The sequence below is a fragment of the Bacillus halotolerans genome (genome assembly GCF_004006435.1).
Classification (GTDB): Bacteria; Bacillota; Bacilli; order Bacillales; family Bacillaceae; genus Bacillus; species Bacillus halotolerans.
Map to the genome: position 1 here is coordinate 3996400 of NZ_CP029364.1, position 17354 is coordinate 4013753.

General features: G+C 42.5%; 17 protein-coding genes and 1 pseudogene. 14 read left to right on the top strand and 4 right to left on the bottom strand.

All coding sequences use genetic code 11. The annotated features are described in order from the left end of the window. The first annotated feature begins 4 nt into the window (after positions 1-4). Positions 5-136 (top strand): hypothetical protein, encoded by a 132-nt coding sequence (locus DIC78_RS22030; protein WP_276317327.1) that lies wholly within the window; start codon positions 5-7, stop codon positions 134-136. 226 nt (positions 137-362) lie between these two features. Here the strand turns inward: DIC78_RS22030 and DIC78_RS20820 are convergent, their stop codons facing one another. Further along, positions 363-752 (bottom strand): tautomerase family protein, encoded by a 390-nt coding sequence (locus tag DIC78_RS20820; protein ID WP_024121746.1) that lies wholly within the window; start codon positions 750-752, stop codon positions 363-365. Between the two features lie 363 nt (positions 753-1115). On the opposite strand from DIC78_RS20820, the pseudogene DIC78_RS20825 reads away from it, so the two are divergent. Together DIC78_RS20825 and DIC78_RS20830 are read left to right on the top strand one after the other, a co-directional pair. Beyond that, positions 1116-1216 (top strand): annotated as a pseudogene (locus DIC78_RS20825) (transporter); the annotation flags it as partial. 100 nt (positions 1217-1316) lie between these two features. Beyond that, entirely contained in the window at positions 1317-1550 is a 234-nt protein-coding gene (locus DIC78_RS20830; protein ID WP_044155524.1) for a hypothetical protein, read from the top strand. Between the two features lie 32 nt (positions 1551-1582). On the opposite strand, the gene DIC78_RS20835 is transcribed toward DIC78_RS20830, so the two are convergent. Beyond that, the gene (locus DIC78_RS20835; RefSeq protein WP_024121742.1) at positions 1583-2038 is read right to left on the bottom strand and encodes an Hsp20/alpha crystallin family protein; all 456 of its coding nucleotides are present in this window, start codon (positions 2036-2038) and stop codon (positions 1583-1585) included. A 98-nt stretch (positions 2039-2136) separates the two neighbouring features. On the opposite strand from DIC78_RS20835, the gene rarD reads away from it, so the two are divergent. The 4 genes from rarD to bshB2 all read left to right on the top strand — a co-directional run bounded on the left by rarD (position 2137) and on the right by bshB2 (position 4418). Beyond that, the gene (gene rarD, locus DIC78_RS20840) at positions 2137-3033 is read left to right on the top strand and encodes an EamA family transporter RarD (RefSeq protein WP_127696860.1); all 897 of its coding nucleotides are present in this window, start codon (positions 2137-2139) and stop codon (positions 3031-3033) included. A gap of 74 nt (positions 3034-3107) precedes the next feature. Next, on the top strand, positions 3108-3386 hold the full coding sequence (locus DIC78_RS20845; protein WP_044155530.1) for a hypothetical protein: 279 nt from the start codon (positions 3108-3110) through the stop codon (positions 3384-3386). Continuing rightward, the gene (locus tag DIC78_RS20850; protein WP_010334594.1) at positions 3383-3733 is read left to right on the top strand and encodes a YojF family protein; all 351 of its coding nucleotides are present in this window, start codon (positions 3383-3385) and stop codon (positions 3731-3733) included. Before DIC78_RS20845 ends, DIC78_RS20850 begins: the two co-directional genes overlap by 4 nt. 19 nt (positions 3734-3752) lie before the next feature. After that, positions 3753-4418 (top strand): bacillithiol biosynthesis deacetylase BshB2, encoded by a 666-nt coding sequence (gene bshB2, locus DIC78_RS20855; protein ID WP_024121739.1) that lies wholly within the window; start codon positions 3753-3755, stop codon positions 4416-4418. A gap of 29 nt (positions 4419-4447) precedes the next feature. Here bshB2 and rsbRC read toward each other — a convergent pair whose 3' ends face one another. Beyond that, on the bottom strand, positions 4448-5296 hold the full coding sequence (rsbRC, locus tag DIC78_RS20860) for an RsbT co-antagonist RsbRC (RefSeq protein ID WP_095713111.1): 849 nt from the start codon (positions 5294-5296) through the stop codon (positions 4448-4450). A 15-nt stretch (positions 5297-5311) separates the two neighbouring features. Then, positions 5312-6670 (bottom strand): MATE family efflux transporter, encoded by a 1359-nt coding sequence (locus tag DIC78_RS20865; RefSeq protein ID WP_127696861.1) that lies wholly within the window; start codon positions 6668-6670, stop codon positions 5312-5314. 275 nt (positions 6671-6945) lie between these two features. Between DIC78_RS20865 and cdaS the strand changes: the two genes are divergently transcribed. The 7 genes from cdaS (at position 6946) to sucA (ending at position 17351) form a co-directional block, all read left to right on the top strand. Further along, a complete protein-coding gene (gene cdaS, locus DIC78_RS20870) occupies positions 6946-7560 on the top strand; it encodes a sporulation-specific diadenylate cyclase CdaS (RefSeq protein ID WP_024121736.1) in 615 nt (204 codons plus the stop codon). A gap of 243 nt (positions 7561-7803) precedes the next feature. After that, positions 7804-9021, top strand: a complete 1218-nt coding sequence (locus tag DIC78_RS20875; RefSeq protein ID WP_127696862.1) for a macrolide family glycosyltransferase — start codon at positions 7804-7806, stop codon at positions 9019-9021. Between the two features lie 396 nt (positions 9022-9417). After that, on the top strand, positions 9418-10650 hold the full coding sequence (locus DIC78_RS20880; protein ID WP_127696863.1) for a C40 family peptidase: 1233 nt from the start codon (positions 9418-9420) through the stop codon (positions 10648-10650). Positions 10651-10792: 142 nt separating this feature from the next. Further along, a complete protein-coding gene (locus DIC78_RS20885; protein ID WP_024121733.1) occupies positions 10793-11383 on the top strand; it encodes a superoxide dismutase family protein in 591 nt (196 codons plus the stop codon). 87 nt (positions 11384-11470) lie between these two features. Further along, positions 11471-12361, top strand: coding sequence for an AAA family ATPase (locus DIC78_RS20890; protein WP_024121732.1), 891 nt, complete (start codon positions 11471-11473; stop codon positions 12359-12361). 10 nt (positions 12362-12371) lie between these two features. Further along, the gene (locus tag DIC78_RS20895) at positions 12372-14288 is read left to right on the top strand and encodes a vWA domain-containing protein (protein ID WP_127696864.1); all 1917 of its coding nucleotides are present in this window, start codon (positions 12372-12374) and stop codon (positions 14286-14288) included. 228 nt (positions 14289-14516) lie between these two features. After that, a complete protein-coding gene (sucA, locus tag DIC78_RS20900; protein WP_106021282.1) occupies positions 14517-17351 on the top strand; it encodes a 2-oxoglutarate dehydrogenase E1 component in 2835 nt (944 codons plus the stop codon). Positions 17352-17354: the final 3 nt, after the last annotated feature.

Sequence of the window (17354 nt, forward strand, 5' to 3'; positions counted from 1 at the left end):
TTCCGTGAAAAAGTTACTAACAGCTATCCTGTTGTTAATGGGAATCATCATTTATCTTGTTGTTCAAATCAGCAAACCGGAGCTCTATCTGCCTGAATTTTATATATACGATCAAAACCCTGTCAGCTTTCATTGAATTACATAGGCATCGAAACTGGGTATAAAAAGGGAGACCCTGATTCTATCCACCAAATCTGGATCACACCGTTATATTTCGTTTTGCTGGCTGTTTTCATTCTGGTTATTTCTGCTTTTTTGAAAAAGAAATAAAAAAAGAGATGTCTTGAATAAGGATCTCTCTTTTTTTATTTCATTGACTGGCCATTTGCTAAGTGTAAAGCAGATGAAGAAGTTTCACCATCTTATAACTTACCATTCAAAAATTGTGCCTCGCCGAGCCCGAAACTCCAATCAGCATCACCGTTTTCCGTAATGGAAACCATTAGGTCTTCCGGGGAAATACCGCATTCTGCTTCTAGTTTTTCAGCCAGCAAGGCATATAATTTCTCTTTTTGGCTCTTTGTTCTTGTTTTACTTGTAATGCTGATCACGATCAAATCCTTGCTTCTATGAAATCCTAATCCGGTATCGTGAATCACGAGCTCATTCGCGGGATGCTGGTGCACAATTTGATATCGGTCACTCTCCGGCACGCCAAACGCTTCTACCATTGCTTGATGAGCAGTGTCTAATAGCGATTGTAATGCTTTTTGATCACGGCCTTCTATCAGATCGAAACGTAATAATGGCATTTGAATTCCTCCTTTTGTGACACTGATTTTATCAGCATGTTATCACATTATTTTGTTATCTGAAGCCGATTGATAGATAAAAACATAACATATAACCAATAATTGATCAATATATAACTATATTGTTGTCTGACAGCCTATGAAATCATAAATATTACTGGCAGTAATTGATTAGGAGGTTAGTATGAAAATAATAGTTGATCAAAAGATGACAATTATATCACCACGAAGATCCTATTTCGTTGAAATGAAAGCGTTTTCTAATAAACATCCGGAGATATTGTCAAAAACAACATGAAAATGGAGATTGGCCATGCCGATTTTTATCACTGCTGCCGGGGTTTTTATTTTGTTATTTCTGACGGCGTGAGCATGAAGGAAACGTTTCAAACATGGACGCTGCTCACAACGGTCCTCTCGGTACAGGACTGGGCTGTGTTTTATTGGCCGGATTATTTTTGTAATAATGCTTTATCAGTAAAAATCCAATTTAACAATAGCCCAATCGTTTTTCTTCCTGGATGAATATCTTATATATAGGCAGACATAAAGGAGGAAATAATCATGTACCCTCAACACTCATATTATCGCGGGAACCCAGGTCCGGCCGGATACCCGGAACGAAACCCTTTTTTGTTTGGCGCTCCTTTAGTCGGCGGTTTATTAGGCGGTTTTCTTGGGAGTGCTCTTTTTAATTATCCGCGTCCCTATGCGTATCCGCCTGTTCCTTACGGTTACGGAGGTGCGCCATACGGCCCCGGGGGACCGTATGGCGGAGGTTATCCCGGTTTCTATTAGCAAAAACGGCCTGCATAGAAGCAGGCCGTTTTTTATCGCATAATTTCTACCTCGGACATATTGTAGTCCTGCTGTTTATGAAACATGACTTCCAGATGGCCGTCTTTATATACGGCTTTCGTTCCTTTCCGCTTGACAAGACAGGGAAGATTTACTTTTTTAGGATGAGTCAAACCCGGGAAATGTTCAATCAGTAATGTATGTGATGTATGTTTAATTTTGAGCTGTTCCAGCTGGCTTTCGCTTACTGAAACCTTTACAAACACATGGTCTGCTGTTTCGAATATATCTATATCAGGTTCGGTGCGCTTTGTTTTTTCTTTAGTCGGGAGAGGATCGCGAAATGGAAATTGAGCCGCGTAATCACTTCCGAACACACTTTCCATTACACTGTTTACATAATGCTCAACCTCTTTTGGATCGGCCTTTTTTAATGCTTCCTTGGAAAATTGATTTTGGAAAGGAAAGTACTTGTTCCACTCAAACATCTTCGTCACACCTTTCTTCACGGACAAAATAGTATATGCCTGCTCGATCTTTCACGTGATATAATATAAGATGCTCTAAAGAAAGGCAGGGACATAATATGCATCATTCAGAAACAAAAAAAGGCGTTCTTTACACAGCCGTTTCCTTTACGATGTGGGGGCTGTTTCCGCTTTATTGGAAGCTTCTTGAACAGCTGCCGGCACTTGATATTTTAGCTCACCGTATCATTTGGTCTTTTGTTTTTATGTGTATCGTGCTTTTTTTCTTGCGTCAATGGAAAACGGGGTGGCATGAGCTGCGGTCTTTAAAAAAGAACGGAGGCATACTATCTTTATTTCTCGCTTCAATTCTCATTTCGGTTAACTGGTTTGTATACATATGGGCTGTCAATCATGGATTTCTGCTAGAAGCAAGTCTTGGCTACTACATCAATCCGCTTGTGTCAGTTCTTCTCGGCATTTTGTTTTTAAAGGAAAAGCTGAATCGCCTTCAATTGGTTGCAGTTTCTATTGCGGCAGCCGGCGTTATTATTTCTGCGTTTCAATACGGCTCCATTCCGTACATCGCGCTGCTGCTTGCATTCAGCTTTGGCTTATACGGATTTACCAAAAAAAGAACAAGTCTTTCAAGCGCTATCGGTTTAACGCTGGAGACATTCATGATTATGCCGATTGCATTGGGGTATTTGCTGCTTAGCGGCCATATTCAGCCTGCGGGTGCAGAAAGCGGCAGGGCATGGGTGCTTCTCTTTTTTGCCGGTGTGTTTACCGCGCTGCCGCTCTTATTGTTTGCTGAAGGGGCGAAGCGGCTGCCGCTGTATCAAGTCGGTATATTACAATATATTGCACCGACCATCACCTTGCTGATCGGGCTGTTCATTTACCATGAGCCATTTTCAAGCTCGAAGGCATTTACCTTTGCCTGTATATGGGCTGCATTAGTCTTGTTTACGTTTTCACAAGTGAAATGGAAACGGGCATCAAAAAGCCATTGAGCCTTTGGCTTTTCAGTTTGAGTATATATTATGTATAATCATTTCATGTATGTAAGACATAAAGGAGCAGGACGATGGACAATGATATAGAAATAGTAAAAGCATACGCCTCGCTATGGAACAGCCGCTCTTTCTCAAACGAAGATGCAGAAGCGGTTACAGAGGCAATTGATCTTGAGCTCTTGGATAAGAGAACACATCCGAGACTCCGTAAACCTATGCTGGAAAAATATTATGCCGCTATACAGCGCATTGTGAATTCTCAGCTGGAACCGGCTGTCAAATATCAACTGGTCAAATTACATACAGAACGCGTACAGTATTTAAAAGAAGAAAGAGGGGAGCAATTATGAAAGCAATCATAAAAGAAGATGTGCAAGCATCTTTAGAACGATATGCGGACCGCCCTGTATATATCCATTTAGAAACCACAACCGGTTCTTACTCGGCACATTTAAATGAAAAAAACATGACGGTTGTTGCTTATATACGCAATGCGAAGGTAACCTATCATCAAGCTAAAATCAAAGGGAGCGGGCCTTACCGGGTCGGCTTAAAAACAGAAGAGGGCTGGATTTATGCTGAAGGCCTGACTGAGTACACAGTGGATGAAGAAAACCGCTTATTAATGGCAGGACACTTGCCGGGCGGGAAACTGGCTATTTCACTTCAAATCAGTGAAAAACCGTTCACAGTTTAAAGAAAAGGGTGAAAAAATAATGAAAGAACACGTGCTTGTAATCCTGCCTCACCCTGATGACGAATCATACGGTGTGGCGGGTCTGATTGCTTTAAACAGAAAAAAAGATGTGCCCGTTACATATGCTTGCGCTACGTTAGGCGAAATGGGCAGAAATATGGGAGATCCATTTTTTGCCAATCGGGAAACCTTGCCATTATTAAGAAAACAAGAGCTTATCAACGCCTGCAAAGAAATGGATATCAATGATCTGCGAATGCTCGGACTTCGTGATAAAACGCTTGAGTTTGAAGACGATGAATATTTAGCTGATATCATGGAAGAAATCATAGATGATGTAAAACCAAGCTTAATTGTCACATTTTATCCGGGACATGGCGTGCACCCTGACCATGATGCATGCGGGGAAGCGGTCATCCGGGCATTGTACCGCAAAAAGAAAGAAGACCGTCCGCGCACACTATGCATGGCTATTACACGCAATAGGGAAGAGGTGCTTGGCGAAGCAGACGTCGTACTTGATATAAAAGAAGTGGCAGATATTAAAATGAACGCGTTAAGAGCTCATCGCACCCAGACGGAAGGTATGCTCCGAGAGCTTGAGGAAAAACTGAAAAACAATGAACCTGTTATGGCAACATGGTTTGAAGAAGAAGTGTATTGGACATATCAATGGAATGATTAAAAAAAAGGTATAAGGCCCTTGAGGGGACCTTATACCTTTTTTAATTTCAAGTCAGATGCAATCGCTGATGCAAGAGTAGATCTCAGTGAGATGTCCTCAAAAGACAAACCGAGCTGAACCGCGGTTTGCGCAATTTCCGGGCGGATCCCCGACAATGTGGATGAAACGCCGATCAAACGCAGCGCCTCAATCAGACTGAACAGCTGGTGGGCAACCATGGTATCAATTACCGCTACTCCGGACAAGTCAATGTAAAGCTGCGTCACCTTTTTTTTCGCACATTGATTCAATGTATTTTCCATGATCAATTTAGCGCGGACGGTATCAATATCACCGATTAACGGAAGCAGTCCCACACTGTGGAACAGCACGATTACCGGGGCGCTCAATTCAGTGATCATATCCTTTTGGGCTTGAAGCTGAAGGCTTGTGTTTTTGTACATTTCTTCTATAAAAATATGAATCACAAGATCAAACGCCTTAATAAGGGTGTGATACAAATCCTCGGCTTCTTCGCTTTTCACGGTATCCTGATTGATATGAACAAAGTCCTTCACATAGGAAATATACAAGTCTCTCACTCTGACAAACTCACGGATAATATAGTGGATAGGCGTTTTTAAATGCTCTTGATCCTGGGTGACTTCAAATGCCCAGGCTTTTAGAATGGGCAAGTATACCTCTTCTTCATCTATAAAGATACGGCTGATCTTATAATTGAAAGCAAGATTCTGGCTCTTTAAATTTTTAATGACGGCCGGGTCTGTTGATGCATAGATTGAATTCGGATCAGTTTCCTCGATTGTTTCATACCATGTAGAACTTATTTCTTCTGCATGCTGAGACAGATACTCATATAATTTCTGATTTTGTGCCATGTCATATCACCTCTTTTAAAATTCCTGCTTCAATAAATAACGCTTCTGCAGTTTAACCAGCCTGAAAAACAGCCCGACTGCTCCTGCCGCTAGTCCTGCAATTAACCCGATCCAATAACCGAACGCGCCAAGTCCTGTAAACGTGCCGACCGCATAACCGACAGGAAGGCCGATAACCCAATAAGAAATAAAAGCGGCTGCAAGTGTATAATTGACATCTTTATATCCTCTGAGGGCGCCCTGAATAGGTGCTGCCACAGCATCGGAAAGCTGAAAAAACAGCGCGTAAATTAAAAAGTGCTTCGTTAGCCGGAGGACATCCTGATCAGAGGTGTACATACCTGCGATTTGCTCTCTGAATAAAAGGATACAGGCAGCTGTTAACAAAGAAAAGCCTACTGCCATCATGATGCCGATAAAGCTGTAAGAGCGAGCGTCTTTAAAACGAGCTGCTCCGGCCTCAAACCCGACAACTATCGTTAAAGCCATGGACACGCTGAGCGGCAGCATATATAAAAGTGACGCAAAGTTCATGGCGGCCTGATGGGACGCGATGGTCACTGTATTGAAATGGCTCATCAGCAAAGTGACAGCCGCGAAGATGCTCGTTTCAAAAAACACGGCAAACCCGATGGGCAATCCGATTTTCAGCATATTTTTGCACGCTTCCCAAGAGAACTTATACATGGTAAGGAAAATGCCATATTCAGAAAACGGCGCTGCTTTGTGAATGATGATAAAACTGATGATACAGATGCACCAATATGTAAGCGCTGATGCAATTCCGGCGCCGACTCCGCCAAGGGCAGGCATGCCGAATTTTCCGAAAATAAATACGTAGTTTAACACAAGATTAATCGGCAGTGAACATAGTGTAATCATCATGGTCACTCGTGTTTTTCCTAATGAGTCAATGAACGATCTCAAAACGGTGTAAACAAATAAAGGAAAAATCCCCAAAGATAAAAACCCTAAAAAGTGCTTAGCAATGTCATATACGTGAGCCTCAAGGTTCAATCGGGACAGAACAGGATCAACTATTCCATATCCAACCGCTAAAACGGCGATGCTTAGAAGCGCGGCCACATATACAGCCTGTAAGACAGTAAAGGGAATTTGTTTGGTTTTATCAGCACCTAATAGCTGTGCGACAATCGGGGTGACAGCCATTAATATACCTGCCAGTCCAGTATAGACAGGCGTCCAAAGACTTGATCCAATGGCCACACCGGCTAAATCGGCGGCGCTGACTTTCCCTGACATCACCGTATCTAAAAAGGTCATGAGAGAAAGCCCCGCCTGAGTGATTAAAATCGGAATTAAAATGTGCAAAAGCTGTTTTATCTTTTGTCCGGCGTTTTTGGTTTCTTTCATACATTGATCCCCGTTTCTTTATCATAACGAGAGAAATTATAACATTTTATGTATAAAAAGCAATGAACGCCTGGCCTATTCTTTTTTTGTCGGTTTCGTTTTTCTAAACATTTGGGCATAAATAAAAGAAAGCGAAATAACGCCTAAAAAGGTGCAGATATATTGAATGATTCTTTCCATTTCCATTCTTTACATACCTCCTTTACCAATAGAATGTACATCAATAAGATAAGCATGCGTGCAAAGTTGAAAATATGAAAAGGAGATGAAGGCCCATGCATTACGAACAGATGACAGAAAGTGTATTCACGGCAAAGATACAATCGCATTTAGAACAGATATTAGGGGATGCTTCTCTTATTTTGAAAACGTTACACGAAAAAGATCAATGCCTCCTTTGTGAATTGGATGACTTGGGACGTATTTTTGAGAATATGCACGGCATTGCCTCATCCTTTTATTTGCAATCATACATTGAACAATTTACACCGTCATTTGTGGAACTGGCCAAGGCGATTAAAAATTTATCGGAAAATAAGCATGGCGCGTTAATTGTCATTGAAAGGGCAGACCCGGTTGACAAATTTATTCAAAAAGGAACATCGCTTCATGCAGAAATCAGTGCTTCATTAATTGAAAGCATCTTTTTCCCGGGAAACCCTCTTCATGACGGCGCTTTATTAGTGAGGGACCATACACTCGTCTCAGCCGGAAACGTTCTCCCGCTGACGACACAAGAAGTGGATATTCATCTGGGAACCAGGCACCGGGCGGCTTTGGGGATGTCTGGATATACAGATGCGCTTGTGCTGGTTGTTTCTGAGGAAACAGGCAAGATGTCGTTTGCGAAGGACGGTGTGTTATATCCGCTCATCTCACCGAGAACATAAAAATAAACAAAAGGACCCGAACAGCTTTCGTCTCATGAGACAAAATGACTGGAATAGAACTCTTTTTTAAAAGCATTCATGCCATACTGAATGCTTTTTTTCTTGAAAATAGAAAGTCGGGAAATGTAACCTAGTATAAAAGTTATATTTGATTAATATTAATAAAGTTAAATACTTTACCTGATTTTGTATTTATAGTACTGTATAAAATATTACATAAATTTTAATGGAAGGGTGTGCCGCATGACTAATGTATTAATGATCGGTTTTCCGGGAGAGGGCCATATTAATCCGTCTATCGGTGTAATGAAGGAGCTGAAATCACGAGGAGAAAACATTACTTACTATGCAGTAAAGGAATATGAAGAAAAAATCACTGCGCTTGATATTGAATTTCGTGAATATAACGATTTTAGAGAAGAATATTTCGGAAAAAACGCAACTGGTAATGAGGAAAGAGATTTTGCCGAAATGATATGCGCCTTTTTGAAAGGGTGTAAGGACATCGCCACCCATATTTATAATGAAGTGAAAAACGAATCATACGATTATGTCATATATGATCACCATTTCCTGACCGGTAAAATCATTGCCAATCTGCTGAAGCTGCCTAGATTTTCATTATGTACGACCTTTGCGATGAATGAGGATTTTTTAAAGGAAATGATGGACACCTTCAATAGCAGACCATTTGAAGACTCACCTTATTACGAATCCTATCAGCAGCTCGCAGAAACCTTAAATGCCGAGTTTCAAGCGGGAATTACCAAGCCGTTTGACGTTTTTTCGTCCGATGGAGATTTGACGATTGTCTTTACGTCAAGAGAATTTCAGCCAATGGCTGAGCAATTCGGAGAAAATTATGTTTTTGTTGGTCCTTCAATTGCAAAAAGAGCCAAAAGCAATGATTTTCCATTCGATCAGATTGACAATGAAAATGTGCTGTTTATTTCTATGGGAACCATTTTTAATAATCAAAAAGAGTTTTTCAACCAATGTCTCGAGGTGTGCAAAGACTTTGACGGAAAAGTTGTGCTGTCCATTGGGAAACATGTTAAACAAAGTGAGTTAAACGATATTCCTCACAATTTTATTGTCCGCCCGTATGTGCCGCAGCTTGAAATCCTGAAAAGAGCCAGTTTGTTTGTCACCCACGGCGGAATGAACAGCACAAGCGAAGGCTTGTATTTTGAAACACCGCTCATTGTCATTCCGATGGGAGCCGATCAATTCGCTGTCGGAAAACAGGTGGAGCAAGTAGGTGCGGGGAAAGTGCTGAAAAAAGAACAGCTGTCTGAAAACCTTCTGAAAGAAACCATTCAAGAAGTGATCAGCAATCCTGTTTATGCTGAGAAAGCAAAAGCAATTGGCCAGTCACTGAAAGCAGCAGGCGGTGCTGAAAAAGCTGCCGACAGCATTCTTGAATATGTTAAACACAATACTCAATCAGCTAACGCATAGTAATACAGCCTGTTCATTTGAAATGGACAGGCTTTTAACTGTTTCGGAAAGCTGGGCAGAGTTGCAGTCAGAAGAAGGGATTTGACACTTTGATAGAGAATTGAAAGAAAAACAGACAGGAAAGGAGGAAAATCTGCTTCTTTCATCAGCATAAACCAATCATTTTACCCCCGCTTAAATAGTTCCTTAGACTTTCGATAAACCTATACAAATTATGTAAAGTATTAGGTGTTTATCTAGAGTTTTAAGGTCGAACGAAGCTGAATTTGCTGCCGGATCTATAAAAATTTGTTTATAACGCTAAAAAAGTGACGATAAAACGTATGTGTGCCATTTTTGGAAACAGAATACTAATTATTTCTGTTTGTCTCATAAAAAGTTTAGGAGGTTAAATGAATGAAAAAGAAGATCGTAGCCGGCTTGGCTGTTTCCGCAGTTGTTGGGTCATCGATGGCAGCAGCACCCGCGGACGCAAAAACGATAAAGGTGAAAAGCGGTGACTCTCTTTGGAAACTTTCGCGCCAGTATCATACGAGTATTTCAGCACTGAAATCCGAAAACAAATTGAAATCGTCAATGCTTTATGTCGGCCAAAGCCTTAAAGTTCCTGAAAGCAGCAAAAAAAGCAAAACATCCTCATCAAACTCAAGCAAAACGTCAACATACACCGTAGCATATGGTGATTCCTTATGGATGATTGCCAAAAATCATAAAATGAGTGTTTCAGAGCTTAAAAGCTTAAACAGCCTGAGCAGTGATTTGATTCGTCCCGGCCAAAAACTGAAAATTAAAGGGACAAGCAGTTCAAATGGTTCGAATGGGCAGAAAAAAAGCAACGGTTCAAATTCTGCAGGCTCATCAAAAGGTACATATACTGTAAAGCTTGGTGATTCTCTGTGGAAAATCGCAAACAGTCTAAATATGACGGTGGCCGAATTGAAAACCTTAAACGGCTTAACATCAGATACGCTTTACCCTAAGCAAGTATTAAAAATAAAAAAAAGCAGCTCATCCAATAGCGGTAGCGGTTCCAAAAAGCCGTCAAACTCAAATTCTTCAAAAACAACTACATACAAAGTGAAATCGGGTGATTCGTTATGGAAGATTGCGAATCAGCTGGGCGTTACTGTGCAAAGTATCCGTGATAAGAACAATTTGTCTAGTGATGTTCTGCGAATCGGGCAGGTTCTCACGATTTCAGGAACGACTAAATCAAATAATTCCAATAAGACAGTCCCGAAAGACAAACCAGGATCAAACGTTCAAATTGGAACAAAGATTGACAGAATGATAACGGAGGCAAAAAAATATGTCGGTGTTCCGTATCGCTGGGGCGGAAATACGCCTTCCGGTTTCGATTGCAGCGGCTATATTTATTACCTCATTAATAAAGTATCATCTATTTCAAGGCTGAGCACGGCAGGGTACTGGAACGTAATGCAAAAAGTCAGCCAGCCGTCAGTCGGTGACTTTGTTTTCTTTACGACGTATAAATCCGGACCGTCTCACATGGGGATTTACTTGGGCGGCGGCAATTTTATTCATGCAAGCTCGGACGGTGTGGGCATTTCCAATCTCAGCAATTCGTATTGGAAACAGCGCTACCTGGGCGCACGAAGCTATTTTTAAACTATAGCATCGACATTAGACAGACGGGGCGTTTGGGCAGGACGTCCTGCTGCCCTAATGTAAAAGCCTTTTAAAAGGCTTTTTTTAGTTTATATCGGAATATGATTGACCAGACTGTTAGAAAAAACAAGGGGGAGACAGCATGAATCGTTTCTTGCTCCTTATCGTGCTGGCGGCACTGGGTCTTGCGGGATGCAGTCAGGAAACACCTCCCGATCATCCGCGGCGGGTACCGGAAAAAAAGGTAATAGAAACCTCAGCGTTTCGCCATCAGATTCAGCTGGTCAATAGAGAAGGCAAAAAAGTCGGGTTTATTGAAATAAAAGAGTCAGAAGACGAAGGGCTCGATTTTCACATCTCAGCACACAGCCTGACACCTGGGGCTTCACTCGGTTTTCATATTTATGAAAAAGGATCATGTGTCAGGCCGGATTTTGAATCCGCGGGCGGACCCTTTAATCCGCTGAACAAAGAACACGGCTTCAATAATCCGATGGGACATCATGCCGGAGATCTTCCGAATCTTGAGGTCGGCGCAGACGGGAAAGTAGATGTTATTATGAATGCGCCTGAAACCTCTTTACAAAAAGGAAGCAAATTGAATATTCTCGACCAGGATGGCAGCGCGTTTATTATTCATGAACAGGCTGACGACTATTTGACGAATCCGAGCGGAAATTCAGGAGCGCGAATTGTCTGCGGAGCGCTTTCTGGCAATAACGAGAAACAGTAATATAGCGGGAGCCCTTTTGTATTGAGCATACAGGGGCTTTTTTAGTATACTCGTTAATGGAATACGAATAGGAAAGGAAACCTGTCTATGACATCTCAATTGCAGCACTTAACATTGCCGGAAGATATACAAAATAAGCTTTTATCATATAAAAGCCAGCCGATTTCTCCAGAATTTCAATCGCTCATCGGGACATCAGGCTATGAGGCGGAGGATGAAGCCATTTTATTCGATGCCATTATCGCATTAGCGATGGGGAAAAATATCCTGTTAAAAGGACCTACAGGCTCAGGTAAAACTAGGCTGGCAGAAACATTGTCCAGCTATTTTCATAAACCGATGCACAGTGTCAACTGCTCAGTTGATTTGGATGCTGAAGCGCTGGTCGGCTATAAAACCATTGAAAATCAATCTGGCCAGGCGACGATCGAGTTTGTCTCGGGACCTGTGACAACGGCCATGAATGAAGGCCACTTTCTTTATATAGATGAAATTAATATGGCAAAACCGGAAACCCTGCCAATCTTAAACGGTGTATTGGACTACAGAAAAATGATGACAAATCCGTTTACAGGAGAAGTCGTTCGGGCAAAAGAAGGGTTTGGAGTCATTGCTGCCATCAATGAAGGCTACGTCGGAACCGTTCCGCTGAATGAAGCGCTTAAAAACCGTTTTGTCATCATTGATGTGCCTTATATTAAAGGCGAGCTGCTGAAACAAGTACTCATGTCTCAGTCTGCCCTTCATGATGAGAAATTGATTGACCGGTTTATCACGCTGTCTTCTGATCTGATCGTTCAGGCTAATAACGGGCAGGTGTCTGAAGAAGCGGCATCCATCAGAGCTTTAATTGATACGTGTGATTTAGCCGCTTATATTCCGCCGCTACGCGCCATCGAACGCGGAATTGTAGAGAAGCTTGACGATGACCGTGAAAAGGCGGCGGTCCGAAATATCGCAGAAACTCTGTTTGAATGAGGGATGTGCGATGAAATTTATCAAATTTAATGACAGCACAATTGACTCGTTTTTATTTATGATGCTGACCGATTTGGCCAAAACGCTCACCAAAAGTGAGGCAGTGGAAGTGGAGTATGGCGTTCAGTCCTACTACAACCCATTTGAAAAAAAAATCTACATGAGCCATTTTTGGAAGGACAGAGCAGCTGAAGATATGGAAGCAGGTCTCAAAAGCGATGTCTACCTTCGATCAGTCGGAACAAAATACAGCTCGCTGCAAGAGTTTGCGAGCCTTTTGGATTATATCCAGCACAATCTTACGTACAAAAGCTTTGCCAAACAGCTGTTTATGCTGCTTGAGGACATCAGAATTGAAGAATGTATCAAACACGAGCGTCCTGGTACAAAGTATGTATTTGCAAAACGAAAAGACATGTACAGAAAACATTTCTCCACGCAGCTGACTTTAAATTTAGAACGAAGCATTTTTACGGATGCGCTCTTTTGCGCCATGTATGTCAAGCTGACGGCGGAATCGCCTCTGGAAGCCATCCCGTCTATGCGTGATGATATTGATCTGATGCGTCCGTTTATCGAACAGCAGCTCTTGCGTGTGTATGAAGCTGATTCTACACATCACGTTCTGAAAATTGTCGAAGATATCATGGACGGACTTGAAGAGGTGCTTGATAAAGACATGCTGAATACCTACTTCTTTTTGCCTGAGTTAGATTATGCAAAAGCTGCCGAGCAGCCGTTATTTGAAGAAGAGAAAAAAGCGCCGAAGCTGAGTGATGACATAACGCTTCCGAAAAAGTCAGACGGCGATGAAGATATTCACGATGAAGAAATGCCGACTTGGCACCGTGAAACAGAAGCGCCGTCTAAAAGCTTCCTTCAATTTGATATTGAACACGGCGCAAAATCCGATTTAGGAAAAGATGCTTCTCGTGAAGGGGACGATGGAGACCAGGCCCTCGGCTCTGTTCAAGGTTCAGCCAGACAGACAAAACGAAAAGACTATTCCAAACTGGAAGCGCTGGAGTCCAAAAAAGACCAGCCGAACGGTGCGGGTCTTGCCGACGGAAAGGAAAATAAATTCGCGTTTGCGATTTATAAAGAACCGCAGCCTGCAACACAAGATGAAGAGCTTTCTTATAAACAGCAGGCAAAATCGATCGAATCGTATCAGAAGCGTTTGAAACAGATGATTCAAAAAACGCTTGAACACAAAAAAACGCTGCCAAGGACTGACCTTCACGCGGGCCGTCTGAACAACAAGCTTCTCCGTTATTTTACGGAGCGGAATCCGCGTCTTTTTTACAAAAAACAAGAGCCTTCTTCAGAAATTGACGCTGTTTTCACATTGCTGGTCGACTGTTCAGCCAGCATGTTCGACAAAATGGATGAAACGAAGCGGGGAATCGTATTGTTTCACGAAGCCCTGAAGTCGGTAGCAGTCCCGCATCAAATTGTCGGTTTCTGGGAGGATACAAACGATGCGACCGAAACGAGTCAGCCGAACTATTTTAATACGGTAATTCCATTTCAGTCATCCTTAAGACAGGCGGCGGGACCGGCGATAATGCAGCTTGAACCTGAGGAAGACAACCGTGACGGCTATGCGATCAGGCAAATGACGAAAAAAATGCTGCAGCGGAGCGAGGCGCAAAAATTCTTAATCGTGTTCTCTGACGGAGAGCCGGCCGCATTTGGTTATGAGCAAAATGGAATTGTCGATACAAGTGAAGCGGTTATCGAAGCTCGAAAAAGAGGAATAGAAGTCATAAATGTTTTTCTCTCCAACTCGGAAATTGAAGAATCACAAATGAAAACGATACAGGATATGTACGGGAAGTTCAGTATATTTGTCCCGGATGTCGATCAGCTTCCGGATGTACTGTATCCGCTTCTTAAAAAACTGCTCCATAAAAGCATAGGATAACCCTTTATTCTATGCTTTTTGGCGTTTCTTTTTTTAAATGATTAAATTTTTTGTTTTTTATAAAGGTTTTTTACTATTTTGTGAACAATCAAGGTAGAATCAAATTGCAAACAGTGGTAAAATATCGTTGGAAGCGTTTTTATTACATAATTTTGGACACAGCGTTCGAAAGTTATTTTAAGATAGTGAATAAATCACTTGATTATCTAGGTTGGGGGTAATATTCAAATGTTTCAAAATAATATGAAACAACGAATGAATTGGGAAGATTTTTACGGTCCGAACCTCGGCTATGCGCTGGAGCTTTACGATCAGTACACCCAGGATCCGAACAGCATTGATCCGGATCTGAAGGAAATGTTCGACGAACTCGGAGCTCCTCCAAGCGATATAAAAGAGGCATCGGGAACAAAAGAAAAGGGACGTGTTACAGCCGATCTGATACAAAAGATCGCATCAGCAATCAGACTTGCAGAAGATATACGAACCTATGGCCATTTGAACGCTTCCGTCAATCCGCTCAGAAAGGATGGGAAAAAGAGCGAGCTCTTTCCATTATCCGATTACGGGCTAACAGAAGAGGAAATAAAAGAAATACCTGCGTCGGTCATTTGTAAAGACGCTCCTACAAACATTACGAACGGTTTAGAAGCCATTCAATATTTGCGAAATACGTATAAAAGAACCATCTCATTTGAATTTGATCATGTACACGATTTTAAAGAGCGCGAGTGGCTGACTCAAAAGATTGAATCCGGTGAATTGTTCCAAAAGAACTCAGCCGAAAAGCTGTCAGCTGTGCTGGAGAGACTGATGGAAGTAGAGGGATTCGAGCAATTTTTACACCGGACCTTCGTCGGGCAGAAGCGTTTTTCAATTGAGGGTCTGGACGCTCTCGTTCCAGTGCTTGATGACATAATTGCACAATCTGTCAAATCAGGTACAACGAGCGTCAACATCGGCATGGCGCACAGGGGCCGCCTGAATGTGCTGGCACATGTGCTGGGCAAACCGTATGAAATCATATTCTCAGAATTCCAGCATGCGCCTAACAAAGATCTTGTCCCGTCTGAAGGATCAATCGGCATCAGCTACGGATGGACGGGGGATGTCAAATATCATCTGGGAGCGAACCGTGAGCTTCATGACGCTGAAACGAAGTCAGCGCGCATTACGCTGGCGAATAACCCGAGCCACTTGGAATTTATCAATCCGATTGTTGAAGGCAGCACAAGAGCGGCGCAGGAAACAAGAACACATAGCGGATATCCGGTTCAGGATGAAACAAAATCACTTGCGATTTTAATTCATGGAGACGCTGCGTTCCCGGGGGAAGGAATTGTAGCTGAAACATTGAATTTAAGCTCTTTAAAAGGGTATCAAGTCGGCGGTGCGATTCATATTATCGCCAATAACATGATCGGATTCACAACAGAAAGCGCTGAATCAAGATCAACAAACTATGCCAGTGACCTGGCGAAGGGCTATGAAATTCCGATTGTTCACGTAAATGCGGACGATCCTGAAGCCTGTCTTTCAGCTGTTAAGTTTGCGGTAGAATACCGAAAAACATTCAACAAGGACTTTCTGATTGACTTGATCGGGTACAGACGCTACGGACACAACGAAATGGATGAGCCGTCAACTACTCAGCCGATGCTGTATGACGCTGTAAGAAAGCATCCGACTGTCAAACATATTTTCGCGGAAAAGCTCGTTAAAGAAGGGGTGCTTACCGAGGAAGTTGTTCAAAACATTGAAAAGTCGGTAACGAAACGCATAGAAGACGCTTATCAAAAAGTGCCGGCTAAAAAGGAACATATCGCCAGTGAAATAGAACTTCCGGAACCTGTTTCAAATGGCTTTCCGGATGTAGATACATCTATTGATTTTGATGTGCTCCGCAAGCTGAATGGCGAACTGGTCAATTGGCCGGAGTCGTTTAATGTATTCGGTAAGCTAAAACGCATTTTGGAAAGACGGGCCAAGGCGTTTGATGATGACAGAAAAGTGGAATGGTCATTGGCTGAATCTCTCGCGTTTGCTTCCATTCTGAAAGACGGAACACCGATTCGATTAACAGGACAGGATTCTGAGCGCGGAACGTTTGCTCAAAGAAACCTTGTGCTTCACGACAGTGAGACAGGCAAGGAATTTGTGCCGCTGCACCATTTGTCAGATTGTGACACATCATTTGCGGTTCATAACAGCCCGCTGTCTGAAGGATCTGTACTCGGTTTTGAATACGGCTATAATGTGTATTCACCTGAAACACTTGTCCTTTGGGAAGCGCAGTATGGGGATTTTGCCAATGCTGCTCAAGTGTACTTTGACCAATTTATTTCTGCCGGACGAGCAAAATGGGGCCAAAAATCTGGATTAGTGATGCTGCTGCCGCACGGTTATGAGGGACAGGGCCCTGAGCATTCAAGCGGTAGAATCGAGCGGTTCCTGCAGCTAGCTGCTGAGAATAACTGGACGGTTGCCAACCTGACAAGCGCCGCTCAATATTTTCATATATTAAGAAGACAGGCTAAAATGCTGCTGCGTGAGGAAATTCGTCCGCTCGTCATCATGACGCCGAAGAGCCTTCTGCGCAATCCGAATACCGTTTCTGAAGTGCAGGAGCTCAGTGAAAGCCGCTTCCAGCCTGTTTACGAACAGTCAGGACTTTCTCATGAGTATGAAAAAGTAACGCGGCTCGTATTATCCAGCGGTAAAGTATCTATAGACATCAGCGATCATTTCAACAAGTTAGAAGACGGGAAAGAGTGGCTTCACATTGCGAGAATTGAACAGCTGTATCCATTCCCTGCAAAAGGAGTCAAAGAATTATTTGCAAAGCTTCCGAACCTAAAAGAAATCGTTTGGGTTCAGGAAGAGCCGCAGAACATGGGGGCTTGGAGCTACATCAGCCCTTATTTGACAGAACTTGCACCAGAAGGAGTAAGCGTTCAATATATTGGACGAAGAAGACGATCCAGTCCTGCAGAGGGAGATCCGACAGTTCATAAAAAAGAACAGGAACGTATTGTATCTGATAGCTTGACTCGCAAAAACTAAGGG

Coding starts and splice junctions, on each gene's coding strand:
- DIC78_RS20890 (WP_024121732.1), top strand. CDS start 11,471: ATGACATCTCAATTGCAGCACTTAACATTGCCGGAAGATATACAAAAT.
- bshB2 (WP_024121739.1), top strand. CDS start 3,753: ATGAAAGAACACGTGCTTGTAATCCTGCCTCACCCTGATGACGAATCA.
- DIC78_RS20850 (WP_010334594.1), top strand. CDS start 3,383: ATGAAAGCAATCATAAAAGAAGATGTGCAAGCATCTTTAGAACGATAT.
- rsbRC (WP_095713111.1), bottom strand. CDS start 5,296: ATGGCACAAAATCAGAAATTATATGAGTATCTGTCTCAGCATGCAGAA.
- DIC78_RS20885 (WP_024121733.1), top strand. CDS start 10,793: ATGAATCGTTTCTTGCTCCTTATCGTGCTGGCGGCACTGGGTCTTGCG.
- DIC78_RS20835 (WP_024121742.1), bottom strand. CDS start 2,038: ATGTTTGAGTGGAACAAGTACTTTCCTTTCCAAAATCAATTTTCCAAG.
- DIC78_RS20820 (WP_024121746.1), bottom strand. CDS start 752: ATGCCATTATTACGTTTCGATCTGATAGAAGGCCGTGATCAAAAAGCA.
- DIC78_RS20895 (WP_127696864.1), top strand. CDS start 12,372: ATGAAATTTATCAAATTTAATGACAGCACAATTGACTCGTTTTTATTT.
- DIC78_RS20845 (WP_044155530.1), top strand. CDS start 3,108: ATGGACAATGATATAGAAATAGTAAAAGCATACGCCTCGCTATGGAAC.
- DIC78_RS20880 (WP_127696863.1), top strand. CDS start 9,418: ATGAAAAAGAAGATCGTAGCCGGCTTGGCTGTTTCCGCAGTTGTTGGG.
- DIC78_RS20830 (WP_044155524.1), top strand. CDS start 1,317: ATGTACCCTCAACACTCATATTATCGCGGGAACCCAGGTCCGGCCGGA.
- DIC78_RS20865 (WP_127696861.1), bottom strand. CDS start 6,670: ATGAAAGAAACCAAAAACGCCGGACAAAAGATAAAACAGCTTTTGCAC.
- DIC78_RS20875 (WP_127696862.1), top strand. CDS start 7,804: ATGACTAATGTATTAATGATCGGTTTTCCGGGAGAGGGCCATATTAAT.
- cdaS (WP_024121736.1), top strand. CDS start 6,946: ATGCATTACGAACAGATGACAGAAAGTGTATTCACGGCAAAGATACAA.
- rarD (WP_127696860.1), top strand. CDS start 2,137: ATGCATCATTCAGAAACAAAAAAAGGCGTTCTTTACACAGCCGTTTCC.
- sucA (WP_106021282.1), top strand. CDS start 14,517: ATGTTTCAAAATAATATGAAACAACGAATGAATTGGGAAGATTTTTAC.